The sequence below is a fragment of the Pseudoalteromonas sp. SR41-4 genome, from assembly GCF_014163985.1.
In the GTDB taxonomy this organism is placed as follows: Bacteria; Pseudomonadota; Gammaproteobacteria; order Enterobacterales; family Alteromonadaceae; genus Pseudoalteromonas; species Pseudoalteromonas rhizosphaerae.
Map to the genome: position 1 here is coordinate 38,980 of NZ_JACJEI010000017.1, position 22,867 is coordinate 61,846.

Here is a 22,867-nt window from a genome sequence, read left to right on the forward strand (position 1 = left end):
GCTGGAAATTTCAACCTCTAGATGTTTAGATGTCCAAATGAATTTATTTTAGCTATTTTTTTGCATTCTAAAAACCGCTCGCCATAATGCGCCTGTTGATTTTATTTTAAGGTGGTAAACGTGATTGATTGCCTAGGCTTAGGAGAACTTTTTGCTATATTAGCAGCTATTGTTTGGGCGCTTTCGACCATTTTATATAAAGGTTTTAGCCATCACTTAACGCCTATGCAGCTAAACATCAGTAAAGGCGTGTTAGCAAGTGCCATGATGTTAGCGACTATTGCGATTACTCAAGACGCTGCACTACCACATCATCTGACAAGCTGGCTTTGGCTAATTGCTGGCGGGGTGATTGGGATTGCGATTGGCGATAGCGCCTATTTTACTGCGCTGCGAAATATTGGCCCTGCTCGCACGTTAGTTATTGAGTCCCTTGCTCCAGCCCTTGTGGGGGTTTTTAATATCCTGCTATTAAATCATTATTTATCGCCATTTGCATGGTGCGGTATTGTACTTACAACCATTGGCGTAGTAATAGCAATCAAGCCTGAAAAAACATTGCCACAGGTTGATCATCAACATTATCGCAAAGGTGTTTTATGTGCCCTTGCAGCTGCTATCTGCCAAGCGCTCGGTATGGTGATGTCTAAAGGCGCACTCAATAATGAGCATATGAGTAGCTTATGGGCGGCATTAATTAGATTAGCAGCAGGTACGATGACTGTGGCCTTAGTTGTTGCAGTGTTTAAAAGCAGTGAATTTAAACAAGCACTAACTCTAAGGGGAATTAGCGGCAAACAATGGTTTTTTGCGGCTGTGTTTTTAGGCACTTTCCTTGGTTTATGGCTTCAACTTGGCGCAGTTAAATATACCGATCCAGCCATTGCACAAACGATTTTCGCAACCGCGCCATTAATTGTAATGAGCATTGGTTTTATAAAGCGCGAGCCCGTTACCAATAAAATGTTAATAGGCGGCTTGCTTGCTTTAATCGGTGTAGGAGTATTGCTCGCGAATTAGCACATTGTTATTTGGTTGATTCGTTGACTGTTTCACCTGAGAGCCACTACAATACAACATTGAAATTTTTATTATTATTTGAAGGCTCCTTCCATGGTTTTACCTGATAAGTTTATTTTCTCGATGAGTCGAGTATCTAAGGTTGTGCCACCTAAGCGCACTATCTTAAAAGATATTTCTTTGCATTTTTTCCCGGGCGCAAAAATTGGTGTACTTGGTTTAAACGGTTCTGGTAAATCAACGTTGCTACGTATTATGGCCGGCCTTGATCAAGAGTTTGAAGGTGAGGCATATCCTCAACCGGGCACTAAAATTGGTTACTTACCGCAAGAGCCTATTCTAGATGAAAGCAAAACGGTTCGTGAAACTGTGGAAGAAGCAGTCAGCGAAGTTAAAAACGCGCTTAACCGTCTTGATGAAGTATATAACGAATACGCGATGGAAGATGCTGACTTTGACGCACTAGCCAAAGAGCAAGGTGAGCTTGAAGCAATTATTCAAGCCCACGATGGTCATAACATCGACAACGTATTAGAGCGCGCCGCAGATGCCCTGCGCTTACCTGAGTGGGATGCTAAAATTGAATTCTTGTCAGGTGGTGAGCGTCGCCGAGTGGCTATCTGCCGCTTATTGCTTGAAAAACCAGATATGCTTATCCTCGATGAGCCGACTAACCACTTAGATGCAGAATCTGTAGCATGGCTTGAGCGCTTCTTGCATGATTACGAAGGCACTGTTGTGGCGGTAACCCATGACCGTTACTTCCTCGATAATGTAGCTGGCTGGATCTTAGAGCTTGACCGTGGTGAAGGTATTCCATGGGAAGGTAATTATTCTTCTTGGCTTGAGCAAAAAGATGCGCGCCTGCAGCAAGAGCAAAAGTCTGAAAAAGCCCGTCAAAAATCAATTGCACAAGAACTTGAGTGGGTACGTTCAAACCAAAAAGGTCGTCAAGCTAAGTCAAAAGCGCGTATGTCGCAATTTACTGAAATGCAGCAGTCTGATTACCAAAAACGTAATGAAACCAACGAGCTATTTATTCCACCTGGACCACGTTTAGGTGATCAAGTTATTGAAGTTAAAAACTTGAAGAAAAGCTTTGGCGATCGCGTGTTAATTGATGATCTAAGCTTTACTGTGCCTAAAGGCGCAATTGTTGGCATTATCGGTGCCAATGGCGCAGGTAAATCAACGCTGTTTAAAATGCTCAGCGGTGAAGACAAACAAGACAGCGGTGAAATTAACCTAGGTGAAACGGTTGAACTGGCAACCGTTGATCAGTTCCGTGGCAATATGGATGACAGCAATACTGTTTTCCAAGAAATTTCAAACGGCCAAGACGTACTAAAAATTGGTAACTTTGAATTCCAAAGCCGTGCCTATGTTAGTCGCTTTAACTTCAAAGGTAACGATCAGCAAAAATTTGTTAAGGACTTGTCAGGTGGTGAACGCAACCGCTTACACTTAGCTAAGTTATTAAAAGCCGGTGGCAACGTTATCCTGCTGGATGAGCCAACCAATGATTTGGACGTTGAAACATTACGTGCCCTTGAGAACGCTATTTTAGAATTCCCAGGCTGCGTTATGTGTATCTCGCATGACCGTTGGTTCTTAGACCGTATTGCTACACATATTCTTGATTACCGTGACGAAGGCCAAATTAACTTCTTCGATGGTAACTACACTGAATATGAAGAATGGCTTAAAAAGACCTTAGGCACTGCGGCTACGCAACCTAAACGTATTAAGTACAAGAAGATAGGTTAAGTTCTAGGTTCTAAAAATATTTTAAGCCCCACATTTATGTGGGGCTTTTTTTATTAACCTAGAATCTAGATCAGAGATTCACGATCCAGAGTTCAGCTTATACCAATCGTGTTAAGTTACTGACCATTTATAGCGACAGATAAATGGAGTGATAACAAGACATAAATTTTGACATGTAGTTGTTCTACATGGTAAATTTATAACGCAGTTAGCGCTTTATTTAGCTCGCTAGAATGGTTAAATATTTAAGTCGATTGGTATTAATTACACATACTGACTAAAAAACAGGCTACACTTAATCCTAATACTCCTAAAAGGAATAATGATGGAAAACCGCCGACATTACACGCGCATTTTATTTTCAACTCCCGCGCATTTAACCAATAATACCCATAGTTACCCCTGCCAGTTGCTCGATATATCATTAAATGGCGCTCTGGTTAGTCGCAATAATAACTTTAACTTTACAAAAAATAGTAGTGCTATTCTTGCCTTTAAACTCCCGCAAAGTGAAGTAATCATCGCGATGACTGTCACTATTTGCCATATCGAACAACAACATATAGGTTTAAAATGTACCCATATTGATATAGATAGTATTACCCATTTAAAGCGTTTAATTGAGTTAAACCTCGCTGACGATACACTACTGCACCGTGAACTTGAGAGTTTGATCCACAGTGCGTAAAGCAAGTAACTGGATTGAAATTGCCCTGTAGGTTACCCTAGAGAAAATTCGCAACGCAATCTGACTATGGCTCTTAATCAACACTTACCGCTGGTTTATCACCCTAACTATTCGTTTAACTTTGATCCTAACCATCGTTTTGTAATGAGTAAATTTGCCCATTTATACCAACAAGTAAAAGCACTTGGTTTGGCGAATAGCAACCTAATCACACCTGAACTTGGCAGCCCTGAGGCGCTTGAATTGGTACATTGTGATAATTACATTCAAGATTTATGGCATAACCGCTTAGATGATAAAGCGATGCGTCGTATTGGGCTACCTTGGTCTGAACAATTAATGGCACGAACTTTTACCGCACCTCAAGGCACGTTGCAAACTGCGCGCTTAGCTCTTGAGCACGGCATTGCATGCCATTTAGCCGGCGGTACACACCACGCTCACAGCGATTTTGGCTCTGGCTATTGTATGGTCAACGACCTAGCCTTTACTGCACAAACGCTGATTCAATCAGCTGAAGTGACCAATGTATTGATTTTTGACTTAGATGTACACCAAGGCGATGGCACCGCAGCCATGTTACAACACCAACCATATGCATATACCTGCTCGATTCATTGTGAAAAGAATTTTCCATTTCGCAAATCCGCCAGCGATCTCGACATTGGTTTAGCTAATAATATGCAAGATGATGAATATTTAGGGATTGTTGATGATACCTTGCGCTTTTTACTCAAAGAACTTAACCCTGATTTAGTGCTTTATGATGCAGGTGTCGACATTTGGCAGCAAGATGGTTTAGGTAAACTTGATATTAGCTGGCAAGGCATTGAAAAACGAGATCACTTAGTGTTTAAGCGCTGTATTGAGCACAATACGCCAGTGGCAAGCGTGATTGGCGGAGGTTATGATAGAAATCACTTGCGCCTTGCAAAACGCCACGCAATTGTTATAGAGCAAGCTGCGCTGTTTTAAAAGCAGAGTATAAAACTGCTAAAACAGTATTTTTGACTACACTTTAAATTCATACCTTTATTGAGATCATTATGCGACTGTTGTTTATTTTGTTACTTGCATTTATGTCGAGTATTGCCAACGCCGAAGAAGAAGCTGTAAAAGAAGAGCTTCCGCCGATTAACCCAGCTTACAATGCGGAGCATGCTATGGTGCTCGTTAATCAAGGCTCGCGTATTTTTGCAGTTAGCCTACCGACTTATAAATTACCTCACGATGTGCAAGTTGTTTATCAAATTGAAAACCCAGATGTCGCTTTTTTAAGCCTGGTACGTGATGCAGAGCTTATTACTATCAAACCACAACCGTTTAATATTCAACGGCTAATGCGTGGCGAAGAACTAACAATTACGGCAGATGTGTATGCCGGACACTACCAGCGCGATGGCAGTTTGGTTTATCAACATAGACCTATTGTAATGAGTAAATTACTTTATGCGCGGGAATTAACTGATTTGAACGAATCATCGCAGTGGCAAGAATACGACATGATCACCCTCAAAAATAATGAGCGAATTTATATCCATAAAATAACCCAAGCACCGAGTTTTAATCACCTTATTTTTGCAGATTTAACTAATGCCTGTCTGCAAAAATTTCGCACATCAAAACGCGTCCCAAATGCTAGCGAATTAACCTATAAATTTGCCAACTGTGGCACCTTAAAGCCGCTCTATTTTGATGTTGAAGGTTTGCAGTAAAACATTATTTACTCGAAAATACTTGCATAGTTATAAACTTTAACCCTTGCTGCATCTTCTCGCTCGATTGTCCTGCAAAACCAAGCCGAGCATAGCTATAGTTTATGGGCTTTAAACTACGTACTGAGTTGGTAAAGTAAAACTCGGCTTCAGTTTGTAAGTACACACCTTGCTTTGCTAACTGCGCTTTTAAGTGCTGAGTGTCTTTATTAAAGTTGACCCACATCGCCATGCCGCCGTCGGGCTTTTTATATTCTATAGGATGCCCAAGTGCTTGTAGCTCTATTAAATAGGCATCCATCGCTTCATAGCGCTGTTTATACAGTTTGGTCATACGCTTTAAATGGCGTTCAAAGCCACCTTCTTTCATCCAGTGCGCCACAGCTAATTGCATGATCACATCGTTCTTATGGTTCATCAGCTGCTTCCACGCAGTTAATTGCGCTAATACTTCAGGCGCTGCGCAGATATAACCGATACGTGCAGCTGAAAACATAATCTTTGAAAACGTCGATAGGTAAATAACGATGCCCGCGGGGTCATCGGCGGCCATGGGTTGTAATGGCTGACAGCGATAATGAAATTCATGGTCGTAGTCATCTTCGATGATCATAACGTTGTGGGCATAACACAGTTGATAAATTTGCAAGCGCCGCGTTGGCGATAAGGTCACAGTAGTTGGGTATTGGTGCAACGGCGTTAAGTAAAGCATTTTAATTGGATAAAATTCCAGCTGGGCTTTTAAATCATCAACACATAAGCCTTCATCGTCTTGTTTTATATCAACCAATTGCGCGCCACAAGCTGCAAATGCTTGCCTTGCTGGCGGATAACCTAACGTTTCGACTGCGACAAAATCATCTTTTTTTATAAACGCTTTTGCGATTAAGAACAGTGCTTCTTGCGAGCCATTGCAGATCAATACGTCGCTTACGTTTAAATTACGCGCTTTGTATAAGTAATCACAAATATGAGCTTTTAATTGCTCGTTACCACTGACCTGCCCATAATGCAGTTGATTGATATCTAAGTGATTACACACATGGCTGATGGAGCGTTTAAATTCTTTTTGTGGGAAACTGGCAAGATCAGGCAAGCCACCAGCAAAGTTATATTTATACGCAGTTAAATCCATTCCAGCAGCAGGCACAGCCAATGTTTTAGCAAATTGATAAGGTTTTACTTTCAGTATTGGAGTACTTGAGGTACTAACACTACTTTGAATGGGCAATGACTTGGTGATCCGATAACCTGAGCGCTGCTGAGATTCAAGCCAGCCTTCCGCTACTAATAATTGCAAAGCATTCATCACTGTATGGCGATTGAGCTGATAAGTGTTTGCCATGACACGCGCCGAGCTGAGTTTTACCCCTGGCGCAAGCTTGCCTTGCATTATGGCACTACGTATCGCGCTGGCCAGTTGCAAATATTTGGCAGACTCTGACTCATCAAATTCAATAACTAACGGCTGCATTACGACTCCAAAAACACACTAAACTGGTCTAGTTAAAAAGCTAAAACTGGTTGTTTATTACTGACCAAAGTAGCGTACCTTTGTTATTCATAAATAGCAAAATATGGGGCTTATCATGTTTACAAAACACATTCATCAAACCAGTAAGCTGGCTTTAGAGCCACTGACACAAAACCACCTCGAGGGGCTATATCAAGCAGGCCAAGATCCACAAATATGGCGTTGGGTTTTAATGAATTACACCCAAACCCGTGCAACTCTCGATGATTGGTTTATCAATACAGCGCAGTTTAATGCCGAACAACAAATAGTCTACGCCATAGTTGATAAAGTAAGTAAGCAGGTGCTTGGTACTACACGTTTATTTAGGTTAGATAAACAAAATTACAGCGCCGAGATTGGCCACACATTTATTGCTAAAAAGTGGCAACGTAGTTTTGTAAATACCCACGCTAAATACTTGCTACTGCAATATGCGTTCGAAGAATTAGGCTTAGTGCGTATTGCTTTTAATACCCATGAACAAAACCAAAAATCGCGTAATGCTATAGCACGCCTTGGCGCGCGCTTTGAAGGCATTAGTTATAAAGACAGGTTACTTGCTGATGGCTCATACCGAAACACCGCTCAGTTCAGTATTATAGACGAGCAATGGCCGACAATAAAATCTCAGTTAGAAGGAAAACTATAATGTACCCAGCGGCCCATTTTCAACAACATGATAGCAAGCAATTACAACAGTTAGTAAATAGCTATCCACTGGCGACCATTTTAATGCCTAATACACAAAACCAACTCAATGATATATGCCGCGTGCCATTATTATATGACCCAGCTCGCGAGGTTTTTATCGGCCATGTGGCCAAATATAATCCCCTGTCATCATTTGATGGTCAATCAGTGAAGCTATTGTTTAGTGGCGATGATTGCTATTTATCGCCCGCTTACGCACACAATAAAACCCTACCTAGTTGGCTTTATTCGAGTGTTTATGTGACAGCTAAAGTGCGTATTGTTAAAGACCAACAGCACAAAGAGCAGATCATGCAACGACTAACCGATCATCTTGAGCAACACTTTACTGAGCATGCTACAGATAAATGGCAAATTAATGAGGTACCCGTACAGCATCGCCATGTAATGTACCAACAATTAAGCTTTATTGAATTTATTCCTAGTCACTGGTGTGGCAATTTTAAACTTAGTCAAAACAAGCCTGCTGAAATACGTGCAGCCATAAAACAAAGCTTAATGTTAGCGGGGAAACTCAGTATTGCTGAGTTAATCAATTAGCGGTGCTATAAAAATGAAAAAAGGCTCCTCGGAGATCTTAGAGCCTTTGGTTAACTTTGAAATAAACTCGGTTTAGTAATTAGTTAAAAGCAAACAGATGCGGGGCAATATTTTGGTAATCAACTGCCATGGCGATACTCAGTGCAGTGATATTCACAATTGAAAACGCAAATACTTGGCGTGCCCAACCACTAATATCAATATTACGACGATAACCTCGCAGCGCCATTAATAACCACCAAAAACTAGTAGTGCAAGCAACAGCTAAAAAAGCCATACCGGTATAACCGCCAATGGTTAATAACATTACCACTAACGCATATACCGCGATATACAACACAATATGATGTTTAGCTTTATCAATACCTTGCGCTACCGGTAATACCGGAATACGCGCAGCTTGGTAGTCTTTATAGCGAAAAATAGCAATCGCATAAGAGTGCGGCATTTGCCACAAACTGAACATTACTAATAAGATCAACGCGCCAACATCAAACTGTGCTGAAACAGCGCAGTACCCTACCACTGGTGGTACTGCTCCTGATAAACTACCGATAAACGTGCCATACACTGAGCGACGCTTCATATATAAGCTGTAAACACCCACGTATATGACATAACCAAACACAGCAAAAAATACCGCAATCCAGTTAGTAAAAACCATTAGTAAAGCAAAGCCTAGTAAGCCAAGTACTGTGCCATGCAGCAAAGCCGTGGTTGCAGACATTTCACCGGTAACGGTTACCCGTGTTCGCGTGCGCGCCATGCGAATATCAATATCACGGTCGATCACATTATTGATCACGCAACCTGAGGCTACCACCAGCGATAAGCCAACTAATGTAGCAAGCATTAGCCAGCCATCAATATCACCACGCGAGGCGAGTAAAAACCCACCCGCAACCGAGATCAAATTGCCCATGATAATGCCGGGCTTAGTGACCTTTAAATAACGACGAAACATCTGCAGTTCCCCTATTCTTTGCTTTACGAAAACGTACTAGCTGGGGCTAGTACATCATCATGGCGTTCGATTCGTAGATGATCCATACAGACAGGCCAACCACCATAACGATGATCAGCGCACTGAAGATGAACGATAACGAACTGGCTTTACCGTCTTCGGTGGTAAAGTTCAGGTGCAAGAAGTATTTTAAATGCACCCAAATTTGCACAATGGCCATTACGACAACACAGGCAAATGTGGTTGGTTTTGACAATGTACCGCTCATCACCGCCCAAAATGGAATGGCCGTTAGAATGATTGATAAAACAAAACCTATTAAATAGTCTTTAACACTGCCATGTGAAGCATCACTATGGCTTTGTGTATGTAGCTCATTTAATACATGTGATTCACTGTGGCTCATTACATCACTCCCATTAAGTAAACAACGGTAAATACGCAGATCCATACCACATCTAAAAAGTGCCAAAACAAACTTAAGCAACTTAAACGTGTAACGGTTGCTGGGTTTAAACCACGACGTGACACTTCGAACATCATCGTCGCCATCCAAATCAGACCAGCGGTTACGTGCATACCGTGTAAGCCTACTAAAGAGAAGAACGAGGTTAAAAATGCGCTGCGCTGCGGGCCATTACCATGGGCAATTAAATGATGAAATTCATAAATTTCCATACCAATAAACACAGCACCAAAAGCAAAAGTAATTGCCAGCCACGTTAATGTAGCGGCCTTCTTTTGCGCATGAGCTGAGATCATCGCAAAACCAAAAGTGATACTACTTAGTAGTAACGCAGCAGTTTCAACCGCTACAAAGTCCAGTTCAAAAATATCTTTGCCAGATACGCCACCCGCTGTATTCATATAAAGCACAGCGTAGGTGGCAAAGAAAGAAGCAAACAATAAGCAGTCGGTCATTAAGTAAAGCCAAAAACCAAATACCGTATCGCCACCAGTATCATGATGCTCATGAGCATGAGCATCATGATCGATGCTATTTACATCTGCAGGGATTGCACTCATGCGCTGAACTCCTTACCTTGGTTAAATGTTGTTGCACTTTTATTATGTGCACTTTCAATTTCAAGAATTTCTTCTGGTTGCACGTAGTAATCAACATCACTGGTGTAACAGCGCTTAAAGAATACCGTGATGCCAGCAATAACACCGACAATTGCCAACCACCAAATATGCCAAATCATGGCAAAACAGAATGTGGTAAAACACGCACTCATCATCACCCCTGCCGAAGTATTTTTTGGCATATGAATAGGCGCATAGCTTGCTTGTTGTTGATACGCTTGGCCTTTTTCTTTCATATCAGTCCAAGTATCGATATCGTGTACATGCGGTATAGTAGCGAAGTTATAGTATTGTGGTGGTGACGATGTTGACCACTCAAGTGTGTGTCCATTCCACGGATCGCCGGTTGTATCTTTTAATGCTTCGCGATTTTTAAAGCTCACAATAAGCTGTACAACTTGGAACAAAATACCAAACATAATGATCACCGCACCGACAAAGGCAATGTACAACCAGATATTCCAATCTGGGTTATTGGTGTGGTTTAAGCGACGTGTCATACCTAAGAAACCAAGTACGTATAGCGGCATAAATGCAACAAAGAAACCAATTAACCAACACCAGAATGACGCTTTACCCCAACCTTCATGAAGTTTAAAGCCCATTGCTTTAGGGAACCAAAATGCAAAACCTGCCAAGTATCCAAATACCGCACCACCAATGATGGTGTTATGAAAATGTGCAATCAGGAAGAGGCTGTTGTGTAATACATAATCAGCACCTGGGATTGCTAGTAGTACCCCTGTCATCCCGCCGATGGTAAAGGTCACCATAAAGCCAAGTGTCCAAAGCACAGGAACTGTAATGCGTAAACGACCACGATAAATAGTAAATAGCCAGTTGAACAGTTTCACACCGGTGGGCACCGCAATGACCATGGTCATTACGCCAAAGAAGGCATTAACATTAGCACTGGACCCCATAGTGAAGAAATGGTGTAACCAAACAATAAAACCTAAGATAGAAATTGCACCACTGGCATAAACCATAGATTTATAACCAAATAAACGTTTACCGGTAAAAGTGGAAATAATTTCTGAGAAAACACCAAACGCAGGTAAAATCAATATATATACTTCAGGGTGACCCCAAGCCCAAAACAGGTTGATGTACATCATGGCGTTGCCGCCAGCTTCATTAGTAAAGAAGTGGAAGCCTAAATAACGGTCTAGCGTTAACATAGTCAACACCGCAGTTAAGATTGGGAATGACGCAGCAATTAAGATATTTGCCCATGTACATGTCCAGGTAAAAATTGGCATTTGCATTAAACGCATACCAGGGGCACGCATTTTAAACACTGTTACTAAAAAGTTTACAGCCGTTAATAGTGTACCAATACCTGATATTTGCAGTGCCCAAATATAATAATCGACCCCGACTCCAGGGCTAAAAGACATCTCCGATAGCGGCGGATAAGCGACCCAACCAGTTTTTGCAAATTCACCACAGAACAATGAAATATTAATTAATATTGCACCACCGGCAGTAAGCCAAAAACTTAAATTATTTAAAAACGGAAATGCTACATCGCGCGCACCAATTTGCAGTGGCAATACAATGTTCATTAAACCAATCATAAATGGCATCGCCATAAAGATGATCATGATCACCCCATGTGCGGTGAATATTTGGTCATAATGCTCTGGCGGCAAATAACCCGTTGCGCCTCCTGTGGCAAGCGCCAATTGTGCCCGCATCATAATTGCATCTGAGAAACCACGAAACAGCATGATCAAGGCAAGGATAATGTACATCACGCCTAAGCGTTTATGATCGATTGAGGTGATCCAGTCGTGCCATAGCACACCCCATTTTTTATATTTTGTGACTAAAGCTGCAATCAATGCCCCTGCAATCACTACTACCGCCATTGTCACCATCAAAATAGGTTCATGGAACGGAATGGCATCTAACGATAATTTTCCAAATAACGACATAATTATTCCTCGCCCTCGCTGTGCATTGTGTGATTTTCATGACCGCTGTGCTCAGGCATTGCACTGTGCATTTTGTTCATATCACCATGTGCTTGCATATATTTCATAATGATGGTGTGGAACAAGCCATCATCAACATCAGCAAAATAAGTCACCGGGTTGTTTTCACTCGGTAATGCCAGTGCATCATAATTCGCTTTAGTGAGCGTATTAGCTTGGCTTTTCACCTTGTTTACCCACGTATCAAAGTCAGCTTGCGTTGGCGTAGCTATGGCATTAAATTTCATACCAGTAAAACCTGCGCCGCTGTAGTTAGCAGAAAAGCCTTTAAACGTACCCGGTTCATTAGCAATCAAATGCAACTTAGTTTCCATGCCCGCCATCGAGTAGATTTGGCTACCTAGTTGTGGGATGAAAAATGAGTTCATGGTACTTTCTGAGGTGATTTTATATTCCACCGGTACATTGGCTGGAAATACCAATTCATTAACCGTAGCAATACCTTGCTCAGGATAAATAAACAGCCATTTCCAATTCAGTGATACCACTTCAACTGTTAAGTGTTTGCCTTTACCTTCAAGCGGTTTATAAGGGTCAAGCTGTTGCGTTGATTGCCAAGTAATGACACCCAGTACAATCACTATCACAATAGGAATGGCCCAGACTGCGGCTTCAATTTTTCCTGAGTGTGCCCATTTTGGCGCATAAATTTGCTGCTCTTGGCCATCACGATATTTCCACGCAAAGTACAAGGTCATCACAATCACAGGAATAACCACAATTAACATCAGCACAGTGGCAATGATGATCAGATTTTTTTCATCTATCCCAACTTGCCCTTTTGGATCAAGCACCCCGCCTTTACAGCCAGTCAGTGCGAGCACAGTTGTGCCCAGAGCAATATTACAGAGGTTTCGAATTAACAAAGGACTATCCTACAACCTAAAATTTGATATGTGCTGCCCCTACAACTCTAAATAAAAGCGTAAAAACAACGGTTTGAATATTCCTCAGGTAACTTTTTAGCGCCATAAAAAATACTAAGCATCAAAAAAGCAATAAAGGAATTTGAGGGTGTTGGTTGAATCGCAGGTACACTGCGGCTAAGCGTTATTACAGCGGACAGAATCAGCAGAATAGTTAAAAGCCAAACTATCTATAACGAGTAGCGTTCAACCATTAACAAGAGGTGGAGCACGACAACCATGAGCGCTGTGTACTACTAAAGATGTTTTTGTTTGACGAAAAGCAAAGGCTGCTTTGCGTAAAATAACCCCAGCACGACGCGCTGGGAAAAAGTGAAAAATCAACCAACATAAACCAATGAGTAACTGGCACGACACAACTGGATATGCCAAAAAGCCCAATACATTAATTAAAGATGACTCATATACAGCCCCTTCAGTTAATAAGCTTTTTAGCTCTGTCGCATCTTCAATACTACCATTTACCAGCATGGCTGAATTAATTAATAAAATAACTAATACAGAAAATAGCTCTCGTCCGGCAAAAAGTGCACGCGCACGCAACTGCCATCTACTAAGCGTAGAGTGCGTTTTTGCTGGCGGACAATTTTGCGAATTCAAACGTATATGGCCTTATTGGTTATATATTACGAAGTAAAGAGATTGGCTTTACGCTATTTTCCACTTCGTTGTTATGATCTTAATCAATAAAGTTTCAGTAATTACTGAAACTTCGGGAGGATTATAACAAAGTCAACACAAGCTACAAGTATAAAACAACATAGCGGGCTAACTTTTTATTAATATATTGAATTACAGCTATAAAAAAAGCGCCATACTGGCGCTTTAAAAATAACTTAAATGATAATTGGCGGCTTTTATAAAATAAAAAGCAACTCAAGCTAAGTTATCCCCTAACTTGAGTCGTCTTTTTGACAACATCTTCACACACAATTATAAAGATTCGTTTAATAGCGTATTCGCTATTGAATTTGGTATTGGCTGCTTCGCCACCTAACTGCATGTCGGTTAAAATAAAAAGCAACTCAAGCCAAGTTATCCCCTAACTTGAGTCGTCTTTTTGACAACATCTTCACACACAATTATAAAGATTCGTTTAATAGCGTATTCGCTATTGAATTTGGTATTGGCTGCTTCGCCATCTAACTGCATGTCGGTTAAAATAAAAAGCAACTCAAGCCAAGTTATCCCCTAACTTGAGTCGTCTTTTTGACAACATCTTCACACACAATTATAAAGATTCGGTTCTAATATTTTTCAATACGTATTGTAGATTCACTGATGAACAATAAGTTCATTTAATCGCGTGGCAGTAAATAAAAGCAGTTCAAGCTCAGGTTAACTAAACTTGAACTGTCTTTTTGACAACATCTTCACACACAATTATAAAGATTCAGTTTTAGCGTTGTTCAATAAACACTGTAATTCAGTGACAAACTTTCAGTTCGTCCAATCATGTGGCAGTAAAATAAAAACAGTTCAAGCCCAGTTTGTACTAAACTTGAACCGCCTTTGACAACATCTTCACACACAATTATAAAGATTCTTTGTAAGCGGCTTGTTCATTTCGCTTCCTTGAAACTAAATTTAGTGTAATAGCTCAAAGCTTACAACTGATAAAAATAAATCTGATAGATGAAAAAAATTAACTCATAGACTTTAGTCTAAATTTTAACCCTAAAATCAACTTAAATGTTCACAAAAAACTTTATCAAAAGATATTATTTTATAATAAACAATCAATTGAAAATAAAGCCCGCAAAGCATCACAGTTATGAGAAATGATTTCACTTAAAGTGAATATAATTTTGGACCGATCCATTTTAATATTATATTCTTAAAAATTTGCAAAGCAAGAATAGCGGGGTATTATTATGATTCGCAAAACCATACTAGTTGGCTTACTTAGTTGCTCATTTAGCTTAACTGCCGCACCAATCGCAATGCACCAAATTAAAGGATTAAACAAAGCAGCGATTACACACGCTGATCTTGCTCCTTTACTAGATACGTTAGCTGCTCACCCCAGCATAGAGCGAAAAAATTTAGGTCAATCATTCTTAGGTAAATCAATTGATGCATTTTATATTGGCTCGGGGCCAATCAAAGTTATGATGTGGAGCCAAATGCATGGTGATGAAAATACGGCAAGTGCCGCATTAACGGATTTTTTAAGCTATGCAATCGAAACAAAAAATGATGCATGGCGAGAAAATTGGCAAAACAAACTATCACTGATGATCATTCCTATAGTCAATTCCGATGGGGCACAGCTGCAAACCCGTTTTAATGCGCAAGGAATAGATTTAAACCGCGATGCTAAAGCGTGGAGCTAAAGCACACTTTTTACTACGCAACGATAAACACATCGAATACGCCGTATTAGGTAGTCAACTTATAAAACTTTAAATTTAAGTACGTTAGCCCTGTTCTCAGGGCTTGTTATTTTTTGCGATCTTTTTTGGCTGTATTTTTACGTAGATAATAACGATACCAACCTAGCCAAGCCAACCCTAAACTTGCCAACGAGGCGATGATCCATAGTACTTTAAGGCTTAGCCCACCTACACTGCCATTATGCAGTGGATGTAGCCAGTTTTTGATTTGGTTACTTATTCCTTGCTGCCTAAGATCGAAGACCTTCACTACCTCACCTGAGCGCGGATTAATATCAATATAACTGTTTGGAAAACGTGTCGATTTATCATCACTTACCTGCATGCGCAGTCGATAATAGCCTTGGTTTACGCTGGGAGTTTCTATCCATGCAAGTCGCGCTTTAGGCAGTTGTGTTTGTGCTATTTTCACAGCCTGAGTAACACTAATTTGCGGGTTTGAAAAAGTTAACTGTGGTGCTGGTCTTGCAGCACTTTCGACTTTACCCAGTGCCCAGCCAAGCAAGCCATTGGTCTCTTTGGGCAAGGCTAGCATCGCACCGGTACTAGTAAGAATAAACAAGGGTAACAACATCACTAAACCGATTGTTTTATGCCAATCGTACATGCGTCCTAATAAAGCAGCGCGGCGCTTAAAACGCAATTGCCTCAACCAAAAACCTGACTTAGGCCACCACGCAACTAAACCTGTGAGTAATAAGAGCGCGCTGCCAATTCCAAGGTAACCGACAATAATTGTCCCTGTACTGCCAAGTAGTAAAGTAAAGTGCAAGTTATACAGCCAAGTTACTAGATAATCGCCCCAAAATGACTGTCTGAGCAAGGTGCTGCCATCAGCTGACAACCACACCATCATAGGTGCAAAATCCTGCCCTTGAGTCTCTTGAGGGTTATAATAGCGCGCCGGAATGAATTGTTGTTCAGGGGTCACTTCAAACCGCCACGGTCCCAGCTTATCTGGATACTGCATTCGTAATGTTTTTAATGCAGTGTTGTAATCACACGGTTGCTGCGCTGCATTTGCTAATTCCGGATGCAACCAGGTATCTATTTGCGGATAATAAACAAGTGCAGCTCCTGACAAGCAAAGGATCACAAAAAACATGCCAAGGCTTAACCCCAACCATAGATGGAGTCGCCTTGCCAACTTGCGCCACGCGAGTAACTGCTTACTCATTAATACTTAAACTTAATTGCAACAGATATAGCACGACCTTGTGCTGGGCTATGCAGAGTTTACGAGTCATCCCACTATACATATTCATAATACTCATCAGTTAAATTATCAACTTGCGTGCTTAACATCAGTGCCGAATTAACGTCATAACTTGCTTTAAGCCTAAGTAGTGAAAAGTCACCATATCGTCCTTGGCTATTACTTAGTGCTAATTCGTAATCAGAAAGCGCACGCAGTGTTGCAGCCAAATTTAATTGCGTTGTTAATTAAGTTGTTAATTGATAATCAATGCCTGCAGTGAATAAACGATTAGGAATACATCATATTATACAGTCCATACGAGCTTCACTGGGTGTGACATATTGTCGCAGTGGTCGATTACTTGCCACATTTTGGCTGTAAGTGGGCATTAAAAAAGCGCCTGTTATTAAAGAGGCGCTTTTTAATGTATATTTGCTAGCTATCACGAGCTTATAATATTTGGTTTTCTTTCCAAACTTGCTCTTTTGCCATACGCTTTTTGCGTTTGTCGCATGGGTCATCACAATCACAAGCTTTATCAATGCCTACAGAGCCTAAACCACCACAGCTGCTGGCCATAGATTTCTTTTGCACTATCATGCCCACAGCCATCGCTGCGACAATTAAAAGCAGTAAACCAAACGTAAGAAGAAAAAGTGACATTGCTTAGCCCCTATTGATCAGCAATAAAATAATGCTTGATGATAATCACCAAGCTGTTGCTATTATAAACTGATTTAAACCGCGCTACAAATAGGGTTTAAATGCAGGGCTCGAATAAGTCACTAAGCCATCTTTTGATTTGCCGATCAGATAAACCGGTAAATCATTTTTTTCGGCATAGGCTTTGGCTTTATCCATCCCCATCACAGTCAGTGCTGTTGCAAGGCCGTCAGCTGTCATCGCTGATGGATGCAATACAGTAACCGATACTAGATCATGACGACTTGGCATACCGGTTGCCGGATCAATTAAATGGCTATAGGTAATACCATCCATCTCATAGTAAATGCGATAATCACCCGATGTCGCAATGCCGTTATTACCCGGCGCTAATACACGGTGCACTTTACGCACACCAAGCTCAGCATCCGGTTGCTCAATAGCGATACGCCAATCTTGATCATTCGGTTTTTTACCTGATACACGTAACTCACCACCAATTTCAACCATATAATCAGTTAAGTCATGGCTTTCTAATAATTCAGCTACTTTATCTATCCCATAACCCTTTGCAGTAGAAGAAAATGATAATTCCAAACCCGCTACTGTTTTCGCTAGGCCTTGCTCAGTCAGTATTAGTTTATCAACCCCAATTTGTGCAACCATGGCTGCGAGTTCTTCATCTGTTGGACGTTTTGTTGGTTTTTTATCAGGACCAAAACCCCATAAATCAATCAGTGGTCCCATGGTCACATCAAGAGTCTGAGTAGACTCACCTAAGCGGATGGACTCGCTTACAACTGCTCTAAAATCACGGCTAATAGGCATAACTTGACCTGCGGGAAGACGATTAAAAGTGTTGATTTCAGAATCATCAATATAAGTCGACATTGATTGATTTATATCTTTGAGCAACAGAGTTACTTCTGGTAATAAATTTAATGAATCCAGCTTTTGTTGCTTGGCGAAGACCTTAATATGGTAAGTAGTACCCATAGTTTTACCTTCAAGGTATAACTCTTGGGGCTCATCATTTTGGCCACAGCCACTAATGAGTAAAGTGAGGGTAAGAAAAAAGATGGCAATCATGTCTTGTCGGTGAAAAACTCTATTCATAGCAGCCTACTTAAGTAATGGAAATAAAAAAGCCCCGTAACATATATTGCTACGAGGCTGATATTCTAACCAAAACTAAACTGTTTTGATACGGGTGTTAGCCACCAAAATCATCTAGTAAGATATTTTCGTCTTCAACACCTAAGTCTTTCAACATAGTGATAACAGCGGCGTTCATCATTGGAGGACCACACATGTAGAACTCACAATCTTCTGGCGCTTCGTGATCTTTAAGATAGTTCTCAAATAACACGTTATGGATAAAGCCAGTATAGCCTTCCCAGTTATCTTCTGGTTGTGGATCTGAAAGCGCGGTATGCCATACGAAGTTATCATTTTCAGCCGCTAGGCCGTCAAAATCTTCAACATAGAACATTTCACGCTTAGAACGTGCACCATACCAGAAACTCATCTTACGCTTAGAGTTCAAACGCTTAAGTTGGTCAAAGATGTGTGAACGCATAGGTGCCATACCAGCACCACCACCTACAAATACCATTTCAGCATCAGTATCTTTTGCAAAGAACTCACCAAATGGACCAGAGATAGTTACTTTATCACCTTCTTTAAGTGACCAAATGTACGATGACATTTTACCACAAGGTAAGCTTAAATCTCTTGGCGGCGGCGCAGCGATACGCACGTTAAGCATGATGATGCCTTCTTCTTCTGGGTAGTTAGCCATTGAGTAAGCACGAATTGTTTCTTCGTCTACTTTTGACTCCAGCTTGAAGAAACCAAAATGGTTCCAATCGCCACGATACTCTTCTGGTACATCGAAATCAGCATATTTAACGTGATGCGCAGGGGCTTCAATCTGAATATAACCACCGGCACGAAACGGTACTGACTCGCCATCAGGGATCTGTAGTTTAAGCTCTTTAATGAAAGTTGCTTTGTTATCGTTAGAAATAACTTCACAATCCCATTTTTTAACACCGAAAATTGACTCTTCAAGTTCAATTTCCATGTCGTTTTTAACATTTACCTGACACGCTAAACGACAGCCTTCACGGGCTTCACCTTTAGAGATGTGATCAAGTTCAGTTGGTAAGATATCGCCGCCACCAGAATGAATGTGTACACGACACTGACCACAAGAGCCACCGCCACCACATGCAGATGATACGAAAATACCTGACTCAGATAACGCGCCTAAAAGCTTGGTACCTGCAGATGTTGTAATGGCTTTGTCTGGATCGCCATTTACACCAATGATGATGTCACCGCTTGCAACTAGCTGAGATTTAGCACCAATGATGACTAAAACTAGCAGTACAACGATAGCGATGAAAACACCAACGCCTAAGAAAATCTCATAACTCATGATTTATCCTCGCTACCTATTAAAGTGAAATGCCAGAGAATGACATAAAGCCAAGACCCATCAAGCCAACAGTGATAAAGGTAATACCTAAACCACGTAAGCCGTCTGGCACGTCTGAATATTTCATTTTCTCACGGATACCAGCAAGCAAAGTAATTGCTAGCGCCCAACCCACACCAGAACCGATACCATAAACCACTGATTCAGTGAAGTTATAGTTACGTTCAACCATGAAAGATACCGCACCAAAGATTGCACAGTTAACTGTGATCAATGGTAGGAAGATACCTAACGCGTTATAAAGTGCTGGGAAGAACTTATCTAATGCCATTTCAAGAATTTGTACAAGTGCCGCAATAACACCGATAAACGTCAAGAAACGTAAAAAGCTAAGATCCGCGTCAGGATAACCAAGCCACTCAAGTGCACCAGGTGCAAGAACCGCATGATAAACCAAGTTGTTAACTGGTACTGAGATACCCAATACCACGATAACTGCCACACCTAGACCGATAGACGTTGTAACTTTCTTTGATACTGCAAGGAAAGTACACATACCTAGGAAGAAGGCCAAAGCTAAGTTTTCAATGAAAACTGCTTTTACGAATAAACTAATATAATGTTCCACAGTCTGCCCCTTACCCTTTCGCTTCTACTTGGTCTTTCTTATAAGTACGAAGTACCCAAATGAATAAACCAATGATGAAGAATGCACTAGGCGGTAAAATCAATAGACCCATAGGTTGATACCAACCACCATCTTGTACAAGAGGGATGATTTCAACACCAAATAATGACCCTTTACCAAATAGTTCACGAATAAAGCCAACAGTCAGTAACACTACTGAGTAACCTAAGCCATTACCGATACCATCAAGGAACGACATTACTGGCGGCGACTTCATTGCGTATGCTTCTGCACGACCCATTACGATACAGTTAGTAATGATTAGACCAACGAATACAGACAACTCTTTCGCCGTAGCATAAGAGAAGGCTTGTAACACTTGGTCAACAACGATTACCAATGATGCAATAATGGTCATTTGCACGATAATACGTACAGATGACGGGATCTGGTTACGAATAATTGAGATAAAGAAGCTTGAGAACGCTGTTACCAAGGTCAATGCGATTGACATGATTAATGCATTTTTTAAGCTCGACGTTACCGCAAGCGCAGAACAAATACCAAGTACTTGTAATGCGATTGGGTTATTTGCCAGTACCGGACCAAATAGGACCGACTTCATTTCTTTAGTATCAGCCATTATTTCAACGCTCCTTCACGTACTCTCGCAAGGAAAGGACCAAAGCCGTTTTCGCCAGTCCAAAAGTCAACTGTGTGATCAACACCATTTGAAGTTAAAGTTGCACCAGATAAACCATCAATTTGATGATCATTTTTAGCGCCGCTTTTTACTACATCAATAGGTAGCTCTTTGCCACCCCATTTAGCAGTCCATTGTGGATTTTGAATTTCCCCACCTAGACCAGGTGTTTCACCGTGCTTATAGAAGTTAATATCTTTAATTGTCTCGCCATCGCTTTCAAGCGCTAAGAAACCATACATAATACCCCAAAGGCCATAACCTTGGATTGGTAAAATGATAGCATCTGTAGAACCGTCTGCTTTTTTCGAGATATATGCAGGAGACTCATGAGTCATACGCTGAATACCAGCGATATCCTTAATGCCCTCTGCTTTTAATGCAAAGCTAATTTTTTGATCAAACTTGCTTTTTTCAAAATCGAAAGCGTCGATTTTAGCCTGAACTGCTTCGCCAGTTTGAGACTCACCTGTTTCCATATTAACTAGGCGAGTTTCGATCTTAGCTTTAAAAGTTTCTGATACAGAACCAGACACATCAATGCCCGCAGCTGCCAAGATATTTTTTTGAATATCTTGCGTTTTGTTAGCTTGCTGTAAAGGGCGAAGCTGAACTGAAGCAAACGATACGATGATTGCACACACTAAACATAGTGCTACAACAACGCTTAGCGTTTTGCCGATTGATTCGTTATTACTAGACATTACGTGCCAACCTCCGCTTGATATTAGCTTGCACTACGAAGTGATCGAACAATGGTGCAAATAAGTTAGCAAATAAGATTGCTAGCATCATACCCTCAGGGAATGCAGGGTTAATTACACGGATCATTACTACCATCACACCAATTAGTGCGCCATATGCGAACTTTGCTTTGTCAGTAAATGCTGCAGACACAGGGTCTGTCGCCATAAAGAACATACCAAAAGCAAAACCACCAAGTACAAAGTGCCAATGCCAAGGCATTGCAAATACTGGGTTAGTATCAGAACCAACAGCGTTTAATAAGAATGCTGTTGCCACCATACCCAAGAACACACCTAGCACGATGCGCCATGAAGCAATACGTACGTAAATGAGGAATAAGCCACCAACTAGCAATGCAAGTGTAGATGTCTCACCTACTGAACCTTGAATGAAACCATAAAACGCATCCCACCAAAGAGCCATGTTGCTGTAATCAAGTGAACCAACAAACGCTTGACCTAGCATAGTTGCACCAGAGAATGAATCTACTGCTGTCCATACTGTGTCACCTGAAATTTGTGCAGGGTATGCGAAGAATAAAAACGCACGACCCGCTAATGCAGGGTTTAAGAAGTTACGACCAGTACCACCAAAGATTTCTTTAGCGATTACTACACCGAATGTAATACCTAGTGCAACTTGCCATAAAGGAATGGTTGCAGGTAGGATAAGCGCGAATAACACAGACGTTACGAAGAAACCTTCGTTAATTTCATGCTTACGCACTGAAGCAAATATAACTTCCCAGAAACCACCTACAGCAAATGTAACTGCGTAAATAGGTAGGAAGAAACATGCGCCATAAAACATTTTAGCGCCCCAGCCGGATTCAGCAGTTAATTCACCACCAAATATCTGGAACAGGCCAACTTGCCAAGAATTTGCTAGTTCAAAACCTTGTGCTAATGCACCAGCGGCCTGATGACCGATATTGAACATACCAAAAAACATTGCAGGGAACGTCGCCATCCACACTAAAATCATCATGCGTTTTAGGTCGATGTTATCACGAACGTGTGTCGCGCCTTTATTTACGTGACCAGGGGTATAAAAAATAGTTGCAGCTGCTTCATACAGCGCATAAAACTTTTCATGTTTACCACCGGCTTCAAAATGCGGCTCGATATCTTCTAGAAATTTCTTTAAACCCATCTCT

General features: G+C 41.1%; 24 protein-coding genes. 8 read left to right on the forward strand and 16 right to left on the reverse strand.

The window, feature by feature from the left end; all coding sequences use genetic code 11:
- Window positions 1-120 precede the first annotated feature (120 nt).
- The 5 genes from H5180_RS23780 to H5180_RS14300 all read left to right on the forward strand — a co-directional run bounded on the left by H5180_RS23780 (window position 121) and on the right by H5180_RS14300 (window position 5,190).
- Entirely contained in the window at window positions 121-1,020 is a 900-nt protein-coding gene (locus H5180_RS23780; RefSeq protein WP_182758440.1) for a DMT family transporter, read from the forward strand.
- 93 nt (window positions 1,021-1,113) lie between these two features.
- A complete protein-coding gene (gene ettA / locus H5180_RS14285; RefSeq protein WP_145241364.1) occupies window positions 1,114-2,787 on the forward strand; it encodes an energy-dependent translational throttle protein EttA in 1,674 nt (557 codons plus the stop codon).
- 325 nt (window positions 2,788-3,112) lie between these two features.
- Window positions 3,113-3,475, forward strand: coding sequence for a PilZ domain-containing protein (locus tag H5180_RS14290; protein WP_149982023.1), 363 nt, complete (start codon window positions 3,113-3,115; stop codon window positions 3,473-3,475).
- 66 nt (window positions 3,476-3,541) lie between these two features.
- Complete coding sequence (locus tag H5180_RS14295; RefSeq protein WP_182758441.1) at window positions 3,542-4,450, forward strand: histone deacetylase; 909 nt, start codon at window positions 3,542-3,544, stop codon at window positions 4,448-4,450.
- Between the two features lie 71 nt (window positions 4,451-4,521).
- Window positions 4,522-5,190, forward strand: coding sequence for a hypothetical protein (locus H5180_RS14300; protein ID WP_182758442.1), 669 nt, complete (start codon window positions 4,522-4,524; stop codon window positions 5,188-5,190).
- A gap of 4 nt (window positions 5,191-5,194) precedes the next feature.
- On the opposite strand, the gene H5180_RS14305 is transcribed toward H5180_RS14300, so the two are convergent.
- Complete coding sequence (locus H5180_RS14305; protein WP_182758443.1) at window positions 5,195-6,664, reverse strand: PLP-dependent aminotransferase family protein; 1,470 nt, start codon at window positions 6,662-6,664, stop codon at window positions 5,195-5,197.
- Between the two features lie 115 nt (window positions 6,665-6,779).
- Between H5180_RS14305 and H5180_RS14310 the strand changes: the two genes are divergently transcribed.
- Window positions 6,780-7,355, forward strand: coding sequence for a GNAT family N-acetyltransferase (locus tag H5180_RS14310; protein ID WP_182758444.1), 576 nt, complete (start codon window positions 6,780-6,782; stop codon window positions 7,353-7,355).
- Window positions 7,355-7,957, forward strand: a complete 603-nt coding sequence (locus tag H5180_RS14315) for an FMN-binding negative transcriptional regulator (RefSeq protein ID WP_182734674.1) — start codon at window positions 7,355-7,357, stop codon at window positions 7,955-7,957. The genes H5180_RS14310 and H5180_RS14315 overlap by 1 nt, the downstream gene beginning before the upstream one ends.
- Window positions 7,958-8,036: 79 nt before the next feature.
- On the opposite strand, the gene cyoE is transcribed toward H5180_RS14315, so the two are convergent.
- The 6 genes from cyoE to H5180_RS14345 form a co-directional block, all read right to left on the reverse strand.
- Window positions 8,037-8,921, reverse strand: coding sequence for a heme o synthase (gene cyoE, locus H5180_RS14320; RefSeq protein ID WP_145241352.1), 885 nt, complete (start codon window positions 8,919-8,921; stop codon window positions 8,037-8,039).
- 46 nt (window positions 8,922-8,967) lie between these two features.
- Window positions 8,968-9,327 carry a cytochrome o ubiquinol oxidase subunit IV gene (cyoD, locus tag H5180_RS14325; RefSeq protein WP_149982037.1) on the reverse strand — a complete coding sequence of 120 codons (360 nt, stop codon included), beginning with the start codon at window positions 9,325-9,327 and terminating at the stop codon, window positions 8,968-8,970.
- Window positions 9,327-9,947, reverse strand: coding sequence for a cytochrome o ubiquinol oxidase subunit III (gene cyoC, locus H5180_RS14330; protein WP_182758445.1), 621 nt, complete (start codon window positions 9,945-9,947; stop codon window positions 9,327-9,329). Before cyoC ends, cyoD begins: the two co-directional genes overlap by 1 nt.
- Window positions 9,944-11,947, reverse strand: a complete 2,004-nt coding sequence (cyoB, locus tag H5180_RS14335; RefSeq protein WP_182758446.1) for a cytochrome o ubiquinol oxidase subunit I — start codon at window positions 11,945-11,947, stop codon at window positions 9,944-9,946. Before cyoB ends, cyoC begins: the two co-directional genes overlap by 4 nt.
- Before the next feature lie 2 nt (window positions 11,948-11,949).
- Window positions 11,950-12,873, reverse strand: coding sequence for a ubiquinol oxidase subunit II (gene cyoA / locus H5180_RS14340; RefSeq protein WP_145241343.1), 924 nt, complete (start codon window positions 12,871-12,873; stop codon window positions 11,950-11,952).
- Between the two features lie 246 nt (window positions 12,874-13,119).
- Window positions 13,120-13,533, reverse strand: a complete 414-nt coding sequence (locus tag H5180_RS14345; protein ID WP_145241341.1) for a hypothetical protein — start codon at window positions 13,531-13,533, stop codon at window positions 13,120-13,122.
- A gap of 1,274 nt (window positions 13,534-14,807) precedes the next feature.
- Here H5180_RS14345 and H5180_RS14350 point away from each other — a divergent pair.
- On the forward strand, window positions 14,808-15,269 hold the full coding sequence (locus tag H5180_RS14350; protein ID WP_182758447.1) for a M14 family zinc carboxypeptidase: 462 nt from the start codon (window positions 14,808-14,810) through the stop codon (window positions 15,267-15,269).
- A gap of 106 nt (window positions 15,270-15,375) precedes the next feature.
- On the opposite strand, the gene H5180_RS14355 is transcribed toward H5180_RS14350, so the two are convergent.
- The 9 genes from H5180_RS14355 to H5180_RS14395 all read right to left on the reverse strand — a co-directional run bounded on the left by H5180_RS14355 (window position 15,376) and on the right by H5180_RS14395 (window position 22,863).
- On the reverse strand, window positions 15,376-16,506 hold the full coding sequence (locus H5180_RS14355; RefSeq protein ID WP_182758448.1) for a PepSY domain-containing protein: 1,131 nt from the start codon (window positions 16,504-16,506) through the stop codon (window positions 15,376-15,378).
- 74 nt (window positions 16,507-16,580) lie between these two features.
- Entirely contained in the window at window positions 16,581-16,754 is a 174-nt protein-coding gene (locus tag H5180_RS14360; protein WP_182758449.1) for a TonB-dependent receptor, read from the reverse strand.
- A 223-nt stretch (window positions 16,755-16,977) separates the two neighbouring features.
- Window positions 16,978-17,190 (reverse strand): (Na+)-NQR maturation NqrM, encoded by a 213-nt coding sequence (gene nqrM / locus H5180_RS14365; protein ID WP_149982042.1) that lies wholly within the window; start codon window positions 17,188-17,190, stop codon window positions 16,978-16,980.
- Window positions 17,191-17,274: 84 nt separating this feature from the next.
- The gene (locus H5180_RS14370; RefSeq protein WP_182758450.1) at window positions 17,275-18,306 is read right to left on the reverse strand and encodes an FAD:protein FMN transferase; all 1,032 of its coding nucleotides are present in this window, start codon (window positions 18,304-18,306) and stop codon (window positions 17,275-17,277) included.
- A 97-nt stretch (window positions 18,307-18,403) separates the two neighbouring features.
- On the reverse strand, window positions 18,404-19,633 hold the full coding sequence (gene nqrF, locus H5180_RS14375) for an NADH:ubiquinone reductase (Na(+)-transporting) subunit F (protein WP_145241329.1): 1,230 nt from the start codon (window positions 19,631-19,633) through the stop codon (window positions 18,404-18,406).
- A gap of 19 nt (window positions 19,634-19,652) precedes the next feature.
- Window positions 19,653-20,261, reverse strand: coding sequence for an NADH:ubiquinone reductase (Na(+)-transporting) subunit E (gene nqrE / locus H5180_RS14380; RefSeq protein WP_145241327.1), 609 nt, complete (start codon window positions 20,259-20,261; stop codon window positions 19,653-19,655).
- Between the two features lie 10 nt (window positions 20,262-20,271).
- On the reverse strand, window positions 20,272-20,904 hold the full coding sequence (locus tag H5180_RS14385; RefSeq protein WP_145241325.1) for an NADH:ubiquinone reductase (Na(+)-transporting) subunit D: 633 nt from the start codon (window positions 20,902-20,904) through the stop codon (window positions 20,272-20,274).
- Window positions 20,904-21,668: a Na(+)-translocating NADH-quinone reductase subunit C gene (locus H5180_RS14390; protein ID WP_145241323.1), complete on the reverse strand. Its 765-nt coding sequence runs from the start codon at window positions 21,666-21,668 to the stop codon at window positions 20,904-20,906. Before H5180_RS14390 ends, H5180_RS14385 begins: the two co-directional genes overlap by 1 nt.
- Window positions 21,661-22,863 (reverse strand): NADH:ubiquinone reductase (Na(+)-transporting) subunit B, encoded by a 1,203-nt coding sequence (locus H5180_RS14395; RefSeq protein WP_145241321.1) that lies wholly within the window; start codon window positions 22,861-22,863, stop codon window positions 21,661-21,663. The genes H5180_RS14390 and H5180_RS14395 overlap by 8 nt, the downstream gene beginning before the upstream one ends.
- Window positions 22,864-22,867: the final 4 nt, after the last annotated feature.

What these genes read in the sequence shown, in the direction of transcription:
- H5180_RS14395 (WP_145241321.1), bottom strand. Translation starts at nt 22,863, where the DNA reads ATGGGTTTAAAGAAATTTCTAGAAGATATCGAGCCGCATTTTGAAGCC.
- cyoB (WP_182758446.1), bottom strand. Translation starts at nt 11,947, where the DNA reads ATGTCGTTATTTGGAAAATTATCGTTAGATGCCATTCCGTTCCATGAA.
- H5180_RS14305 (WP_182758443.1), bottom strand. Translation starts at nt 6,664, where the DNA reads ATGCAGCCGTTAGTTATTGAATTTGATGAGTCAGAGTCTGCCAAATAT.
- nqrF (WP_145241329.1), bottom strand. Translation starts at nt 19,633, where the DNA reads ATGAGTTATGAGATTTTCTTAGGCGTTGGTGTTTTCATCGCTATCGTT.
- cyoC (WP_182758445.1), bottom strand. Translation starts at nt 9,947, where the DNA reads ATGAGTGCAATCCCTGCAGATGTAAATAGCATCGATCATGATGCTCAT.
- H5180_RS14390 (WP_145241323.1), bottom strand. Translation starts at nt 21,668, where the DNA reads ATGTCTAGTAATAACGAATCAATCGGCAAAACGCTAAGCGTTGTTGTA.
- H5180_RS14295 (WP_182758441.1), top strand. Translation starts at nt 3,542, where the DNA reads ATGGCTCTTAATCAACACTTACCGCTGGTTTATCACCCTAACTATTCG.
- nqrM (WP_149982042.1), bottom strand. Translation starts at nt 17,190, where the DNA reads ATGTCACTTTTTCTTCTTACGTTTGGTTTACTGCTTTTAATTGTCGCA.
- H5180_RS14385 (WP_145241325.1), bottom strand. Translation starts at nt 20,904, where the DNA reads ATGGCTGATACTAAAGAAATGAAGTCGGTCCTATTTGGTCCGGTACTG.
- H5180_RS14290 (WP_149982023.1), top strand. Translation starts at nt 3,113, where the DNA reads ATGGAAAACCGCCGACATTACACGCGCATTTTATTTTCAACTCCCGCG.
- cyoD (WP_149982037.1), bottom strand. Translation starts at nt 9,327, where the DNA reads ATGAGCCACAGTGAATCACATGTATTAAATGAGCTACATACACAAAGC.
- H5180_RS14300 (WP_182758442.1), top strand. Translation starts at nt 4,522, where the DNA reads ATGCGACTGTTGTTTATTTTGTTACTTGCATTTATGTCGAGTATTGCC.
- H5180_RS14370 (WP_182758450.1), bottom strand. Translation starts at nt 18,306, where the DNA reads ATGAATAGAGTTTTTCACCGACAAGACATGATTGCCATCTTTTTTCTT.
- H5180_RS14310 (WP_182758444.1), top strand. Translation starts at nt 6,780, where the DNA reads ATGTTTACAAAACACATTCATCAAACCAGTAAGCTGGCTTTAGAGCCA.
- H5180_RS14315 (WP_182734674.1), top strand. Translation starts at nt 7,355, where the DNA reads ATGTACCCAGCGGCCCATTTTCAACAACATGATAGCAAGCAATTACAA.
- H5180_RS14350 (WP_182758447.1), top strand. Translation starts at nt 14,808, where the DNA reads ATGATTCGCAAAACCATACTAGTTGGCTTACTTAGTTGCTCATTTAGC.
- H5180_RS14355 (WP_182758448.1), bottom strand. Translation starts at nt 16,506, where the DNA reads ATGAGTAAGCAGTTACTCGCGTGGCGCAAGTTGGCAAGGCGACTCCAT.
- ettA (WP_145241364.1), top strand. Translation starts at nt 1,114, where the DNA reads ATGGTTTTACCTGATAAGTTTATTTTCTCGATGAGTCGAGTATCTAAG.
- cyoE (WP_145241352.1), bottom strand. Translation starts at nt 8,921, where the DNA reads ATGTTTCGTCGTTATTTAAAGGTCACTAAGCCCGGCATTATCATGGGC.